The 14738-nt window shown below is 60.2% G+C and carries 14 protein-coding genes and 2 pseudogenes; 8 read left to right on the top strand and 8 right to left on the bottom strand.

Annotated elements, in window-relative coordinates:
- The first annotated feature begins 98 nt into the window (after positions 1-98).
- From FJ423_RS27885 to FJ423_RS27860, 5 genes are all read left to right on the top strand, one after another.
- The gene (locus tag FJ423_RS27885; protein WP_140846139.1) at positions 99-392 is read left to right on the top strand and encodes a type II toxin-antitoxin system RelE/ParE family toxin; all 294 of its coding nucleotides are present in this window, start codon (positions 99-101) and stop codon (positions 390-392) included.
- A gap of 11 nt (positions 393-403) precedes the next feature.
- Positions 404-1528: a HigA family addiction module antitoxin gene (locus FJ423_RS27880; RefSeq protein ID WP_246680331.1), complete on the top strand. Its 1125-nt coding sequence runs from the start codon at positions 404-406 to the stop codon at positions 1526-1528.
- 3 nt (positions 1529-1531) lie between these two features.
- Positions 1532-1993, top strand: coding sequence for a hypothetical protein (locus FJ423_RS27875; protein WP_127239597.1), 462 nt, complete (start codon positions 1532-1534; stop codon positions 1991-1993).
- Between the two features lie 417 nt (positions 1994-2410).
- A complete protein-coding gene (gene phaP, locus FJ423_RS27865) occupies positions 2411-2839 on the top strand; it encodes a TIGR01841 family phasin (protein ID WP_140846136.1) in 429 nt (142 codons plus the stop codon).
- 178 nt (positions 2840-3017) lie between these two features.
- The gene (locus FJ423_RS27860) at positions 3018-3512 is read left to right on the top strand and encodes a MaoC family dehydratase (protein WP_140846135.1); all 495 of its coding nucleotides are present in this window, start codon (positions 3018-3020) and stop codon (positions 3510-3512) included.
- A 173-nt stretch (positions 3513-3685) separates the two neighbouring features.
- Here the strand turns inward: FJ423_RS27860 and FJ423_RS27855 are convergent, their stop codons facing one another.
- Positions 3686-5107 carry a PLP-dependent aminotransferase family protein gene (locus FJ423_RS27855; RefSeq protein WP_140846134.1) on the bottom strand — a complete coding sequence of 474 codons (1422 nt, stop codon included), beginning with the start codon at positions 5105-5107 and terminating at the stop codon, positions 3686-3688.
- Positions 5108-5209: 102 nt separating this feature from the next.
- On the opposite strand from FJ423_RS27855, the pseudogene FJ423_RS27850 reads away from it, so the two are divergent.
- Positions 5210-6072 (top strand): annotated as a pseudogene (locus tag FJ423_RS27850) (DMT family transporter).
- Positions 6073-6138: 66 nt separating this feature from the next.
- Here the strand turns inward: FJ423_RS27850 and FJ423_RS27845 are convergent.
- From FJ423_RS27845 to FJ423_RS27835, 3 genes are read right to left on the bottom strand one after another with little or no spacing between them, the layout of a single operon-like run.
- On the bottom strand, positions 6139-7179 hold the full coding sequence (locus FJ423_RS27845; protein ID WP_140846133.1) for a zinc-dependent alcohol dehydrogenase family protein: 1041 nt from the start codon (positions 7177-7179) through the stop codon (positions 6139-6141).
- Positions 7180-7197: 18 nt separating this feature from the next.
- Positions 7198-7848: a maleylacetoacetate isomerase gene (gene maiA, locus FJ423_RS27840; RefSeq protein WP_140846132.1), complete on the bottom strand. Its 651-nt coding sequence runs from the start codon at positions 7846-7848 to the stop codon at positions 7198-7200.
- A complete protein-coding gene (locus FJ423_RS27835; protein ID WP_140846131.1) occupies positions 7845-8543 on the bottom strand; it encodes a fumarylacetoacetate hydrolase family protein in 699 nt (232 codons plus the stop codon). The genes maiA and FJ423_RS27835 overlap by 4 nt, the downstream gene beginning before the upstream one ends.
- Before the next feature lie 209 nt (positions 8544-8752).
- Between FJ423_RS27835 and FJ423_RS27830 the strand changes: the two genes are divergently transcribed.
- The gene (locus FJ423_RS27830; RefSeq protein WP_140846130.1) at positions 8753-9436 is read left to right on the top strand and encodes a response regulator transcription factor; all 684 of its coding nucleotides are present in this window, start codon (positions 8753-8755) and stop codon (positions 9434-9436) included.
- A 117-nt stretch (positions 9437-9553) separates the two neighbouring features.
- Here FJ423_RS27830 and FJ423_RS27825 read toward each other — a convergent pair whose 3' ends face one another.
- Together FJ423_RS27825 and FJ423_RS27820 are read right to left on the bottom strand one after the other, a co-directional pair.
- On the bottom strand, positions 9554-9898 hold the full coding sequence (locus FJ423_RS27825) for a hypothetical protein (RefSeq protein WP_140846129.1): 345 nt from the start codon (positions 9896-9898) through the stop codon (positions 9554-9556).
- Positions 9888-11126 (bottom strand): RHS repeat-associated core domain-containing protein, encoded by a 1239-nt coding sequence (locus FJ423_RS27820; protein ID WP_140846128.1) that lies wholly within the window; start codon positions 11124-11126, stop codon positions 9888-9890. Before FJ423_RS27820 ends, FJ423_RS27825 begins: the two co-directional genes overlap by 11 nt.
- A gap of 12 nt (positions 11127-11138) precedes the next feature.
- On the opposite strand from FJ423_RS27820, the pseudogene FJ423_RS27815 reads away from it, so the two are divergent.
- Positions 11139-11510, top strand: a pseudogene (locus tag FJ423_RS27815) (response regulator transcription factor); the annotation flags it as partial.
- A gap of 235 nt (positions 11511-11745) precedes the next feature.
- Here the strand turns inward: FJ423_RS27815 and FJ423_RS27810 are convergent.
- The gene (locus tag FJ423_RS27810; protein ID WP_140846127.1) at positions 11746-12210 is read right to left on the bottom strand and encodes an Imm26 family immunity protein; all 465 of its coding nucleotides are present in this window, start codon (positions 12208-12210) and stop codon (positions 11746-11748) included.
- 11 nt (positions 12211-12221) lie between these two features.
- Positions 12222-14738 (bottom strand): RHS repeat-associated core domain-containing protein (locus tag FJ423_RS27805; RefSeq protein ID WP_140846126.1); only part of this gene is annotated, 2517 nt, incomplete at its 5' end.

The raw sequence follows: 14738 nt of genomic DNA, 5'->3' as shown, positions 1-14738 counted from the left end.
CTATGCATAAGCGCTCTTGCTTTGCAACAATTATTACGCTATCCGGGATAGAGGGTATTGAGATATTTTCTCCGGCGCTATATAAAGGGACGTGAGGCATGGAGATCGAGTTTGCCGATGATGACCTCGACAAATTGGAGGTGGACCCGCGTCTCAACGCCGGCTTCGGGCCAGACGTTGTTCGCGGGTTTCGTAAGGCTTTGTGGGCCTTGCGCGCGGCTGTTGACCAGCGAGACCTCTATCGGGGCGGGCTTAGATTCGAAAAGCTTCAGGGGAGAAGGGGCCACCAACATTCGGTGCGGCTGACCAAGCAGTGGCGGCTCATTGTTGAGATCGTCACCGACAACGAAGGCACCCGACTGCGGGTAATTGAGATAGCGGATTATCACTGATGCCAAGGACAATGACCGATAGAGTACCAGCCGAAGCTTTCCCGCCGGGCGAGTTCCTGAAGGACGCGCTGGAGGATTTGGGCTGGTCTCAGACAGAGTTTGCAGAGATCATCGGCCGCAAGGCTAACGTGGTGAATGAGATCATCGCGGGGAAGCGTTCTATTACCCCGGACACGGCTCGGGAGATCGCTGCGGCGCTTGATACGACTCCGCAGTATTGGCTGAATTTGGAATCTGCTTATCAGCTGTCGAAAACATCGCCGGCTGACGAACGCATAGCGCGCGAAGCAGAGATGCGGAAGCGCTTCCCGGTGCGAGACTTGACCAAGCGCGGCTGGCTTCCGCAGCGGCCGGGCGAGAGCATGGAAGCATCGGTTTGCCGCTTCTTCGGGATCGCCTCAATTACTGATCCGCTCTCCAGTTCATTCGCCGCATGGAGGAAGAGGAACAACGAAGAGATTTCCACCATCCAACTGGCCTGGCTCATTCGGGTGAAGCGCCTTGCGGAAACGATGGTCGTGCCGAAGTTTTCGGAAACGCTCCTGCGCGATGCGCTTGTACAGCTTGAAACTTTGATGGTTGATCCCGAAGAAGTTCGCCATGTGCCGCGTATTTTGCATGAGTGCGGGGTGCGGTTCTTGGTCGTCGAACCGCTTCCCGGTTCGCGTATTGATGGGGTGTGTTTCTGGCTGGATAAAAACAGATCTCCGGTCATTGCCCTGTCCCTGAAGGGCGGCGATCAGATCGACCGCTTTTGGTTCAATCTGCGGCATGAGATCGAACACATTTTGCGCCTGGAAGGCCGTGATAATCCGGTCATCGACAACTTCGAAGATGATGACCGGTTAACTGATGAATCCGAACGTGCGGCGGATGCGGCGGCGGCGGATTTCTGTGTGCCGAAACTGAAAATGGAAAGCTTCATTCGTCGGCACGACCCGATTTATTCCAAACCAGGGTTGATAGGATTTTCGAAAATAGTGAAGCGCCATCCCGGCATCGTGGCCGGGCAAATACAAAAGCACCTCAACAGATGGGATCTATTCAAGCAGTACCAAGCCAAGGTGCGGCATGTCCTCATACGTACGGCTATGACCGATGGGTATGGGGTGACACCGCATCTGAAGGAGATTTGAAGCATGACTTACAGTAAGCAGATGCAGAAAATCGTTGCAGAGTACCGCATGTCCGGCGAGCCGTGGCCGGCAGGCACCAGAACAATGGCCGCTTGGGCCATCCGTACCGGACGATGGGAACTGCCGGAGTCGGCGGCCATCTCTAAATGCGCCGAAGATTTACAGTCGGCCATGCGCGAAGAGTACATCACCGATAAGCGCGGAAGGAAGGTTCGGAAGCTGCATCCCGCCACGATCAAATCTGGCGGCCAACAGATGGTCTTGTGGGACGATATTCGAACCGCCCCACGGCACCACATGCAGATGTCATTCCAGCAGCGCCGTCGCGGAATCGTCGGTGACGTTCGGCAGCTGAAGGTTGATGTCGATAGCTACAATGATGCGAGGTCGGACGAAGAGCCTATCCAGATGGATTTCGACTTCACGATGGACTTGGCGGAAATCGAGGCAGCAGAAGCCGCCTAGTCGCCGCGCTTTCTCCAGCGGGCCGATGCGGCTAGCCGTGCTGCTTCGGCCCGTTCTTCTGCCGACATCCGGTCGGCTCTCACGCGGCCTCCAATCTTTCCGCCACGTCGGCCAAGCTCTACAGCGGCCTTGTTCTTGCTGTCCTCTTCGGCAGGCGCGTCGCCAGTCGCCAGATCGACAATCGACTTCGCCAACTGGTTAGGATCGCGCGGGCGCTTTGGGTGCTTGTCTGTCATGGCTTGAAGATGGCATGCGCTTCCGCCTATTTCCAGACTGCGGCTAGGCGAAAGCGCCTATTGTGATCGGAGCGGAATTTCAAACTGACCCACTACCGCTGTTCCTCGTCAATTGACGCCGGCCCAAGGAGCACTATTCTCGTTCAAGGGCGCCCTATGGCGGCCGGCAGGGAGGCAGGGCATGGCAAGACAACCGGAATCGGACTCGTTCCTCGACATGTTCAGCAGGTTCGGCCGCGACCTCAAGCTACCGAATGTCGACATCCAGGCGATCCTCGACCATCACCGCAAGAACCTCGAAGCCTTGGAAAAATCGGCGAGGGCAAGTGCGGCCGGCGCATCCTCGGTGCTGGCGAGGCAGCATGAGATGGTCCAGAATGCCATGCATGAGATCACGCGGATGGCGCAGAACTATCAGACGCCCGGCAATCCGCAGGACCTGATGAGCAAGCAGGCGGAGTTTGCCCGCAGGTCGTTCGAGACGACGCTGAAGAATGCCAGCGAAGTGGCCGACCTTGTGCGCAAATCCAGCACCGAATCGGTCGAGATCCTGCGCGACCGGATCCGAGATGCGATGGCGGAAATCCGCGCCGGCTACGAAAAGAAATAGGCTACCTGGCGATTTCGGACCCATCACCGACCGACATGCGATGCAACCGGCGCAGGCATCCGAGCGTTCTCGGCCTGCCCCAAAGCATCAACTCTACCGGCGAAAATCGCGGGGCGGCGAATTGACAGAGGCCGCCGCTTCATGGTCGGGAGACAGCAAGAATGATGGGAAAGCCGGAATGACGGAAACACGGCTGAGAACGCCGCCGACCTTCGAGCAGTTGCGCATGATGTCCGGGCAGGAGCTCGGCGTGTCCGACTGGACGACGGTCGACCAGCAGCGCATCGACCAGTTCGCCGAGTGCACGGGCGACCACCAGTGGATCCATGTCGATCCCGAAAGGGCGAAACGGCAGAGCCCATTCCGCACCACGATCGCGCATGGCTATCTGACCTTGTCGATCATCGGCGCGCTGGCGCTGGAGATGGGCATCGTGCCGGAAAACACCCAGGCCGCCTTCAACTACGGCTTCGACAAGGTGCGCTTCCTGGCGCCGGTCAAGGCCGGCGCGCGCATCAGGCTGCGCACCACGCTGCTTTCCATGGAGGACCGCGGTCCCGGCCAGTATCTGATGAAGGCGGCCAACACCGTCGAGATCGAGGGCGAGCAGAAGCCGGCGCTGACTGCCGAAACGCTGGTGATGATGTACGAGCGCCGCAAGCGGGCAGGTTAGGTCCGCCGATATTCAGGTGAGGCCGGTCTGCAAATGGCGGCTTCCTGCGCTTCCGGTGCTCACGTACTTCAAGTACGCTCCGCTCCGGTTCTCGGAACCCACCATTTTCGACTCGGCCTGACCTGAATCTCGACAGACCTGGCGGCGTCGGTTCACCAGGCTGATCAAGTCATCTATGCAGCTTTGTTGCGGCGCGATGCCGACATCGCTTTCTCAAGCGCTCCGAAGATGCGCTGATCCCAGCATTGCGCGACGTTGAAGCGCATGAAGCGGGCGGCGGTGTGCGACAGGCTGAAGGCATTGCCGGGCGCCAGCACGACATTGTCCGAGAGCGCATGGCGCGCGATGTCGGCGGCGTCGATGCCGTCGGGCAGGCGGCACCAGAGAAACATGCCTGCAGGCTGGTCGATCCAAGGCACGATGCCCATCGCCTTCAGCCTGCCGGCGGTCTCGGCCATGGCGCGCGACAGGCGCGTGCGCAACTGCTCGACATGCTTGCGGTAGCTTCCGTCCTTCAACAGAGTCAGCACCAGTTCGGCCGCCAGCCGGGTGCCGCCGAATGTGGTGGCGATCTTGAGATCGGTCAGGCCCTCCATCCAGTCGGGTGGCGCCGCGATGAAACCGCAGCGCACCGAGGCCGACAGCGTCTTCGAGAAGGAGCCGATCTGGACGACGCGCTGCAGCCCGTCGAAGGCCGCGAGCCTCGGAGCAGGGCTATGCTCGAAGTCGGCGAAGATATCGTCCTCGACAATGGTGAGGTCCGCCTGGTCGGCGAGTTTCAGAAGCCGATGCGCGGTGACCGGCGACAGGATCGCGCCGGTCGGGTTGTGGATGCCGGAATTGGTGATGTAGAGGCGCGGCCGGTGCTCGGCGAGCGCCTCGGCGAATAGCTCGATGTCCGGCCCCGAAGGCGTATAGGGCACGCTGACAACCTTGGCCTGATGCGCGCGCAACAGCGCATGGAAGTTGAAATAGCAGGGGTCGTCGACCAGGACCGCATCGCCGGGCTCGATCAGGAAGCGGCACAAAAGATCGATCGCCTGGGTGCCGCAGTCGGTCAGCATGATCTGGTCCGGCGAGACCTCGACGCCATGCTCGGCCACGCGCCTTGCCAGCAATTGGCGCAGCGGCGGCAGACCAAGCGGCGTGCCATAGTCCGCAAGCGTCACGTCGTCCGCACGGGCTGCGCTGCGCAGCGCCCGGCGCAAGGCGGCCTGCGGCATCCAGGACGCCGGTAGCCAGCCGCAGCCAGGCTTCAGCATCTCCTCGCCGGCTTCGAGCGACTGCCGTGAGACCCAAAGCGGATCGACGGCGCGGTCAAGCCGAGGACCGATCTCGGCTAGTGACAATGGCGCGAGCTGGCCGGCGGCGTAGAAGCCGGAGCCAGGCCGCGAACGGATCGCGCCTTCGGCTGCAAGGCGCTCATAGGCTTCGACCACGGTCGATTTCGAAACCTGCATGGATTTGGCCATGGCTCGTATCGACGGCAGGCGGGCTCCGGGCGTCAGCGTGCGCGCCGCGATCCGCTGGCGGATTGCCGTCATGACGGTTTCGACGAGTGTGGCGCCACTGGCATTTGGGCCTGATGCGTCCATCTGTACTTCTCTGTAGGCCATTACAGTTTTGTCGAATTGTACTCCATTGTATCTGGCAACACCATGGCCCGCGCCGGTACGGGAGCACAAACGGAGCGGATGATGGAAAAGAGTTTCGACGGCTGGCTCAGCGGCTTCATCGGGGTGCTGATCTTCAGCGGGTCGCTGCCGGCGACGCGGGTGGCGGTGATGGATTTCGACCCGACCTTCCTGACGGCGGCCCGGGCGGCGATCGCCGGTCTGCTCGGGATTGCGATGCTGCTGCTGTTCCGCGAGAAGCGTCCGGAGCGCAGCGATCTGATCTCGCTCGTCGTCGTGGCGCTGGGTGTCGTGGTCGGCTTCCCGTTGCTGACGGCGCTGGCGCTGAAACATGTCACCTCGGCGCATTCCATCATCTTTGTCGGCCTGCTGCCGCTGGCCACTGCGATCTTCGGCGTGCTGCGCGGCGGCGACCGTCCGCGCCCGGCCTTCTGGCTGTTCTCGTGCCTAGGAAGCGCTTTGGTCGCGGGGTTCGCCCTGGCGCAAGGCGTGACCGCGTCGCCGGTCGGCGACGGCCTGATGCTCGGCGCCATCATCGTCTGCGGGCTGGGCTACGCCGAAGGGGCCAAGCTGTCGCGCAAGCTCGGCGGCTGGCAGGTGATCTGCTGGGCCTTGGCGCTGTCGCTGCCGGTCATGCTGGCGTTGAGCTTCGCGACGCTGCCGCCATCCTTCGCCGGTGTCGGCTCAAGCGCCTGGATCGGCCTCGGCTATGTCTCGCTGTTCAGCATGCTGATCGGTTTCGTGTTCTGGTATCGCGGCCTGGCACAAGGCGGCATCGCGCCGTCGGGCAGCTGCAGCTGCTGCAGCCGTTCTTCGGCCTGGCGCTGGCGGCGAGCCTGCTGCACGAAAAGGTCAGCCCGATAATGGTGGTCGTCACGCTGGGCGTCGTGGCCTGCGTGTTCGGGGCGAAGAAGTTCGCGCGGTAGGCGCCTACGGATTTGTTTTGACGCAATTCCGGACGGAAAACCGTTTCACACTTTTCCTGGAATTGCTCAGAACTTCGTCACCACCCCGATGCCGATGCCCTCGAAGCCGCCCATCGCCATCAGCGCGGCGGGCGCCTCTTCGAGACTGATCTTCTTGCCCACCAGCAATTCGGGCTTCAGCTTGCCGGTGCGGATCATCTCCATCATCGCGGAATAGCGGTAGGCCTGCATGCCGTGGCTGCCGAGGATTTCGAGCTCGAAGGCGATCACCTTGTCCATCGGCACCTGCGGGCGGGCATGCTCGCCCAGCATCAGCCCGACCTGAACGTGGCGGCCGCGCCGGCGCAGATTGGCGATCGAGTTGAAGGACGTAGTCGGGTGTCCGAGCGCGTCCATCGACATATGCGCGCCGCCATTGGTGATCTGCTTGACGGCCTTGACGACGTTCTGCGTCGTCGAGGCATTGATGGTCGCCACCGCGCCGATCTTTTTGGCGAACTCCAGCTTCTCGTCGGTGAGGTCGATGGCAATCACATTGGCGCCCATGGCGCTGGCGATCATGATCGCCGACAGGCCGACGCCGCCGCAGCCATGTACCGCGACCCATTCGCCGGGCGTCACTCGGCCCTGGTCGACGATGGCGCGGAAAGAGGTGACGAAGCGACAGCCGAGGCTGGCTGCGGTGGCGAATTCCATCTCTTCGGGCAGGCGCACCAGATTGGTGTCGGCGTGCTCGATGCCGACATATTCGGCGAATGAGCCCCAGCCGGTGAAGCCCGGCTGCGTCTGGTGCTCGCAGACCTGATGGTTGCCAGACGTGCATTCGAAGCAGCGGCCGCAGCCGACGGCGAAGGGGACCGTGACGCGATCGCCGGCCTTCCAGCGGCCGACCTGCTTGCCGGCGGCGACGACGACGCCAGCCAGTTCGTGTCCGGGGACGTGCGGCAGCGTGATGCCGTCATCATGGCCCATCCAGCCGTGCCAGTCGCTGCGGCACAGGCCGGTAGCCTCGACCTTGATGACCACGCCGTCCGGGGCGGGTTTCGGATCGGGCACGGTCCGTATCGTCGGCGCCTCGCCGAACTTTTCAAAGACGACAGCTTTCATGGGGGGTCCTTCAGTTCGTTACTCGGCATCAATCTGGTTCTGCGGGGCAGCCCTCTGGAACGCCGGCAGCGTCATGCAGGCGGCGTTGATGCGCGCAATCACCGGGTAGGGCGCCATGTCGACGCCGAAGCGGGCATTGTTGGTGACCTGCGCGGCAAGGCAGATGTCGGCAAGGCCAGGCGCATCGCCGTGGCAGAAGGTGCCGGTCTCAGGCGACGAAGCCAGAATCTTCTCAAGCGGCTGGAAACCTTCGTTCACCCAGTGCCGGAACCAGTTGACGACGTCCTCGTCGCCGGCGCCGAACAAGCTACGAAGGGAGGTCAGCACGCGCAGATTGTTCACCGGGTGGATGTCGCAGGCGATCATCTGCGCCAGCATCCTGACGCGAGCCCGACCCAGCGCATCCTTCGGCAGCAGCGGCGGCTCAGGCTGTATCTCGTCGAGATATTCGATGATCGCCAGCGACTGGGTCAAAAGCGTGCCGCCGTCCAGAACCAGCGCCGGCACCAGCCCTTGCGGGTTGACGGCGCGATAGGCAGGCTCGAGATGCTCGCCATGGCGCAAGTGGTGCGGCACATAAGTGTAGGTCAGGCCCTTCATCTCCAGCGCGATCCGCACCCGGTAGGAGGTAGAGGAGCGGTAGTAGTTATGAAGGACGAGGTCGCTCATGGCCTCGGCTGCCCGATGGTCACTGCGATCTCGCCGATGCCGTCGACGCCGCCGGTGATCCTGTCGCCGGCCTGGACCGCGCCGACTCCGGCAGGCGTGCCGGTGAAGATCAGGTCGCCGGGTTGCAGCTCGACCGCTTCGCTGCAGATAGCGACGATGTCGGCGATCGGCCAGATCAGCTCGGCCAGGTCGCCATCCTGCTTCACCGCGCCGTTGACGGCAAGCCAGATGCGGCCTTTTTCCGGATGCGCGGATTTCGCGGCCTGAACCAGCGGCCCGCAAGGCGCGGATTGGTCGAACGCCTTCGACCAATCCCAGGGGCGCGCCGCTTTCTTGGCCTGATCCTGCAGGTCGCGGCGGGTCAGATCGACGCCGACGCCATAGCCCCAGACATGGGCAAGCGCATCGCCGCGCGGAACGCGGAAGCCGGCCTTGCCGACGGCCACAACCAGCTCGATCTCGTGGTGCAGGTTCGAGGTCAGCGGCGGGTAGGGGATCTCGGCGCCGCTGTCGACCACCGCGTCGGCCGGCTTGGTGAAGAAGAAGGGCGGGTCGCGCTCGTCATTGCCGAGCTCGCGCGCATGCGCCGCGTAATTGCGGCCGACGCAGAAGATGCGGCGCACGGCGAACCGCTCCGCCGAGCTTGCGACGGCAACCGAGGCAATGGCCGGCGGCGGAAGGACGAATTCGGGCATGGGCGGTCTCCGTGCTGGCATGAATCGTCCGCACCTTCAGCCGATTTCGACGGGCGAGCAAGGCTCTATGGCCACGAACATGTTGGCCCTGTCGCTTCACCGACAATGCCGTATACCATTTGGGCGATATACTATTTGCCAATAATCTGGCCAGGGCCGCGAGACTATGCTGTGCCGGCCGAAACCGAACCGATGCCTGATCCTGAGCAATGACCGCCGTCAACGATCGCGCCCGCTTCCTGATCATCGACGACCACCCGCTGTTTCGCGAGGCGCTGCACAGCGCCGTGCAGATGGCCTATCCGGACGTCGACACGGTCGAGGCGCGCTCGATCGGGGAAGCGATCGAGCTTCTTGCCGACGCCAAGCCGTTCGACCTCGCGCTGCTCGATTTGAGCATGCCCGACGTGCATGGCTTCGAGGGGCTGTTGCAGTTGAGGACCCGCTATCCGCGACTGCCGGTGGTGATCGTGTCGGGCTATGAGGAGCCGAAGATCATCTCCGAGGCGCTGTCCTATGGCGCCGCCGGCTTCATCCCGAAATCGGCCCGCAAGAGCGATCTTGCCGCCGCCATCCGTTCGGTGATGGATGGCGCGGTCTATGTGCCGGAAAATTACGAGGGCCAGCCGCCCGACCCCGACAGCACCGACCGCGCCGACATGGTGCAGCGCCTTGCTAGGCTGACGCCGCAGCAGCTGAGAGTCCTGCAGATGCTGCGCCAGGGCATGCTGAACAAGCAGATCGCCTATGAGTTGCAGGTGGGCGAGACCACCGTGAAGGCGCATGTCTCGGAGATATTGCGCAAGCTCAACGTCTACAGCCGCACGCAAGCGGTGATCGAGGTCTCGAAGCTCGACAATGCGGAGTTGTTCAGGGATCAGGCGGGGTTTTGAGGCAGCGCTCGATCAGCGCGCACGTGCACTGTCATCGCAATTCGTAATTCGATCCCGATTCTGACCATTATCCGAAGTTAGCGCACAGTTCCGAAATTCCAGAATCCTGAGAGAAATTCATCTGACGTGAATATTATCAAATTCAACTCGATGTCCTTTTCTACCGAAAAAAATAGTCATTTCAATTGATAAGTCTGACCTAGTTCCATCAGTTGACCAAAGATCGTATACGACCGAATAGCTAGGGATTGCTTCGGCTTCAATTCTGACTATATCGACGTCAGTCGGCATTCCGGCTGGCGATCTTCCAATTTCAAGGCCGCTATGCAGTACGGCATTCTCAATATCTTTCGCTCTTAGCCTGACGCCGTAAGTTATATTCTCAATACCTTTATAATCTTTTTCGAACAGCATTTTCTCGATATCCCGGACTATGCTTACTATTTCTTCTTCAGTCGTCATCGCCCATTTTCCTGTTTGACGGCGTCCTTGTGACCGTATCTGGCGTCACTCCAAGCGTAGCGAAATGTCGATCTGCGTTTTCGATTTCGGCCCGCGCTTCTTCACTCGTGAGTCCAGCCGCTCTTAGCGCCTTGTACGCGATTTGTCGTTCTACTCCATAGGTACCAGCTTTATTGACCCTTTGCGCCTGTGTTGCGAGGAAGTGAGGTGTGCCAGGCACGTTCGAAGGTCCTTTCAGTTGTACCCCTGGCGCCTCATTTGTCTTATATCCTGGTATGTCTCTCATGGCCGCATCTTGAACGACATGGTGCGCGTCTTTAAGGCCAGCTTTCCTAAGGTCACCGACTGTTTTGAATTCGCGTACTGCAGTTGTTACGGCCCTCTCTTCGTTTAAAAGCGCTCGAGTCTCTTGTACTGCATCGATACCCGCATTGATATAACTGGCGCTTTTGCTTAAAGGAACCCCGGCGACTGCTCCCACTCCTGTGGCTTGCAAACCTTCTCCTACGGCATCTGCGAAGTCTAACGCATCCTGTATGCGATCCGAGACCCAGTTTCCAATCGGATCTTTTTCGGTGTCGTGAGACATAGCTTCTGCCTGTGCTTTTTCATTGTCTTCCGAACCATCGTTGTCGCCCATTGCAGTCGTGTGGCCATTAGGATCACTCTTGTTAACTGGATCGTTCTGAGCATAGGCGTATCGGTTCGTTCCGACGCCTTCCTTTGTTGGATCCCAATCGTCCGGCGAGATGAACCTTCCCAGCACGGGATCCATGTATCTTGCATTGAGGTAGAGCAGGCCTGTCTCGGGATCGAAGCGCTCGCCGATGTAGGACTTCTGGGTCTGGAAGCCCGAGTTGAGGCGCTCGCCATAGGTGGCGTAGTTGGTGGCTTCGGTGACGGCGCCTGAGCTGTCGGTGACCATGCGCACCGAGGCCAGGTGATCGCGATGCAGGAAGTATTTTGCTGCCCCCACCACCTTCACGTCGGGATGCGGATAGCGGGTGTAGACCTCCGAGCCCGGGATGGCCGGGTCGATCTCGACCGAGGCGTCGGGATAGAGCGTGGTGGCGAAGGCAGAGGCCTTCTTCACCCGCGCGCCGTCAGGGCCGTAGCTGAGGTTGACGGTGTTGGAGGCGAGCGTGACGGTCTTGAGCCTATTGGCCTCATCCCAGGTGAGTGTGCGGCTGCCGTCGGAGGTGAGATTGCCGTTGGCGTCATAGGCCATGGCGTTGGCGCCGCCGCCGGCTTCATCCCGAAATCGGCCCGCAAGAGCGATCTTGCCGCCGCCATCCGTTCGGTGATGGATGGCGCGGTCTATGTGCCGGAAAATTACGAGGGCCAGCCGCCCGACCCCGACAGCACCGACCGCGCCGACATGGTGCAGCGCCTGGCCAGGCTGACGCCGCAGCAGCTGAGGGTCCTGCAGATGCTGCGCCAGGGCATGCTCAACAAGCAGATCGCCTATGAGCTGCAGGTGGGCGAGACCACCGTGAAAGCGCATGTCTCGGAGATATTGCGCAAGCTCAACGTGTATAGCAGGACGCAGGCGGTGATCGAGGTGTCGAAGCTCGACAATGCGGAGTTGTTTCGAGATCAGGCTGGGTTTTGAGGCGGATCAGCTGGCGCGCCAAAATTAGTGCACTGTCGCCGTAATTCTTGAATATACTGATTCGACCACTATATCGTACAACATTCTAAAATTTCTAACAGAAATACCCGCTTTCGTTAGTTGACTTTAAATTCCACAATCTTATATCTCGCTCCTTCACTAGAATCTTTCAGCTGTTCTTCGCGGCTGATCCGGCTGGAGTGATGAAAGAAATGCTGAGGTTGACATTCTTCGGCTAGTGCGGTTTCAACTGCTCTGTCAGAATTAATTCGACCATCTCATACCCGTGTAATCCGTCCGGCTCTAAATCAACTGCCGAATCTACAATAGCCTGGCCCTCTAGCTTTGATGGATCAGAATCAGAGTATTTTCGAATGAGAATTCGGCCGGAAAGACTTTCTTTGTGCACGAAGGGGGGGGTAGGCCATTTCTCTCGCTCCCATCTTTTCAGTTGCCCAATAATTGGCCAATTTCCATTAATTAAGCCGAGATCACCGCACCGTAGACATCTGATCGCATCGTGCGGACTCATCATATCTAATTCGTCCACCGTCGGTAATTCCAAGCGCCTGGGCCCAAATAAATATACTAGAATAATCTTTCCGGTTGGAGTCGCGCGAGCCACCAAGCCAACTCCGTAGCCGCCAGATTTCAAAGGAATAGCAAATAACGTACCTTCTCTGTATGGCATTTTTCTCATAAATAAACCTCCTACTCTCCACTCAATTGCCTACTTAGAAAATCGCGGGCGGCATTCATATAGGAATTTAGATTTGGGTTTCTCTGGCTTATCGGCGATACCTTGTTCATGGAAGGATTGTAGCTTTCATGTAGCATTTGCTCCAGCCCTCTCTGCTCCTTCAGTGCGTCAGTGAGATGCTCTTGTGTGAATGTGAGGCCTTTGGTTGCGTCAGCGCGGGCATGCTCAGCAGCACGTCTGGCAAGATCGTTTGTCCGCCCCGTCCTCACAACCTCACCAGCGCTATTTCTTAGCGAATATGTGCCTCCTTTGGGAACCTGTGTCGTAGGCGGTCCTTCAGCTGGGACATTCGTGAAGCCTCCAGGCATTTCTTGGGCATATGGCCCAGGCCCCATCTCCAATCCGGGAGGCACACAACCGCCACCACAAATTGGCGCAGCACCTGGAGCAAGAAGCCCGCTATTGGGTGATACGTAACCTGCCGGCATGTCGATACCGTCTTCGGCTACCTGATAGGTTCCGTCCGCTTTTTTCTTGTCCTTGGCGGTGCCCGTCAGGCTTTCTTGAGCATGGCTGGCTTGTCTCTGCGAATCAGCGTTTTGGCCATTGGCAGGGCTCGTTTGATTGCCGCCTCCTCCAAGTTGTGCTGTCGGGGCATCGGCATCGGAGTCTCGTGGAGATAGAGAATGCCCATTCGGATCACTTTTATTGACCGGATCGTTCTGGGCATATGCATACCTATTGGTGCCAACGCCATCCTTGGTCGGATCCCAATCATCCGGCGAGATGAACCTGCCCAGCACTGGATCCATGTATCTGGCGTTGAGGTAGAGGAGTCCTGTCTCGGGATCGAAGCGCTCGCCGATGTAGCTCTTCTGGGTCTGGAAGCCTGAGTTGAGGCGCTCGCCATATGTGGCGTAGCTGGTGGCTTCGGCGATGGCGCCGGAGCTGTCGGTGACCATGCGCACCGAGGCCAGGTGATCGCGGTGCAGGAAGTATTTTGTCGCGCCAACCACCTTGATGTCGGGATGCGGATAGCGGGTGTAGATTTCCGAACCCGGGATCGCCGGGTCGATCTCGACGGAAGCGTCGGGATAGAGCGTCGTGGCGAAGGATGAGGCCTTTTTCGCCCGCGCGCCGTCAGGACCATAGGTCAGGTTGACGGTGTTGGAGGCGAGACTGACCGTCTTCAGCCGGTTGGCTTCGTCCCACGTCAGCGTTCTGCTGCCGTCGGAGGTGAGATTGCCGTTGGCGTCATAGGCTAGTGTCTTGGCGCCGACCGATGTTGGCGCATGCGGCCTTGGCGCTGTCGCCGCCGGATAGATATAGGTGCCGACAACACGGCTGCGTGAGGTGAGATTGTCGTTGGCCGCGTAAACAAACGTCTCGTCGAGCGTGTTGTTGCCGAGATTGTCGGACGACGTCAGGCGGCTAGCATTGTCATAGCCATAGGCCCAACTGTCGGAGGCAGTGAGCCCCGTCGTGCCGGTGATGCGGCCAAGGTTGTCGCGGGCATATTGATCATCGAGAAGGATGGTTGCGCCCCTCGACGTGGTGACGCGCGTCACCCAGCGCCGGGTTGGCGAATAGGTGAAGGCGGTTTTTACCCCGTTGGCGTAGTTGATCTCCTTGGTTTGCCCATCGGCCTCATAGAGCGTCGAGGTGATGAAGCCGGATGCGGAGGCGAGCTTGTTGCCGGCTGTGTATTGCAGCGGCGCTGCGGCCGTGCCGAAGTCGAGTTGCACCGGCAGATATTGCGTGGCGATCGGCTGGCCGGAGGCATCGCGAGAGGTGATGATGGTGTGGGTAAGCGTGCCGATGGTGGCATCCTGGCGCGCCACCTTGCCGAAGCCGTCATACTTGTAGCTTTGCGTGGCGGCCGGATTGGTCGAGGTGGTGAGCTGGCCGATGTTGTAGGAACCGGCAGATGCCTGATCGTAGGTGTTCTGGGTCAGCGTCACCGCGCTGCCGCCCGAGGCCGTTGCCGTCTTCAGCGTCAGCCGGTCCATCTGGTCGTAGCTCAGATTGGTGACGGTGCCCCTGGCGTCGGTCTGGCTGACGAGCCGGTTGGCGGCATCGTAGACGTAAGCCCAGGTGCCGAGATCGGGATCGGTTGCCGACAGCCTGTTGCCGAGCATGTCGTAGCTGTAGGACCAGGTCGAGCCGCCGGGGTCGGTGACCCCGATCAGCCGGCCGAGCACGTCGTAATTGCGGTACTCGGTCAGCGCCATGCCAACCACGTCACGCACCACTGCTGTGGTATCGCCGCGCGTCGAGGTTACGGTCTCGGTCTGGTGGCCAAGCTCGTCGGTAAGCACCACGCCAAAAAGCCACGGATTGAAGGTGCCTGTCGCGGTGGCGAGATAGTGCAGGTAAGTCCGTTGGCTGGCATCCGGATTGACCGTCGCCACCAGCCGGTCGGCCCAGTCATAGGAGTTGGTGGTCCACTGTGCGGCATCGCCGACGAACCTTGGGAAGGCGGTGCGCAGCACATTGGAGCGCTGATCGTAGTCGGTGTCGGCAATGCG

The organism is Mesorhizobium sp. B2-8-9, assembly GCF_006439475.1.
Lineage (GTDB): Bacteria > Pseudomonadota > Alphaproteobacteria > Rhizobiales > Rhizobiaceae > Mesorhizobium.
The sequence above is the reverse complement of the archived record's forward strand: the minus strand, read 5'-3'. Positions and strand labels throughout refer to the sequence as shown.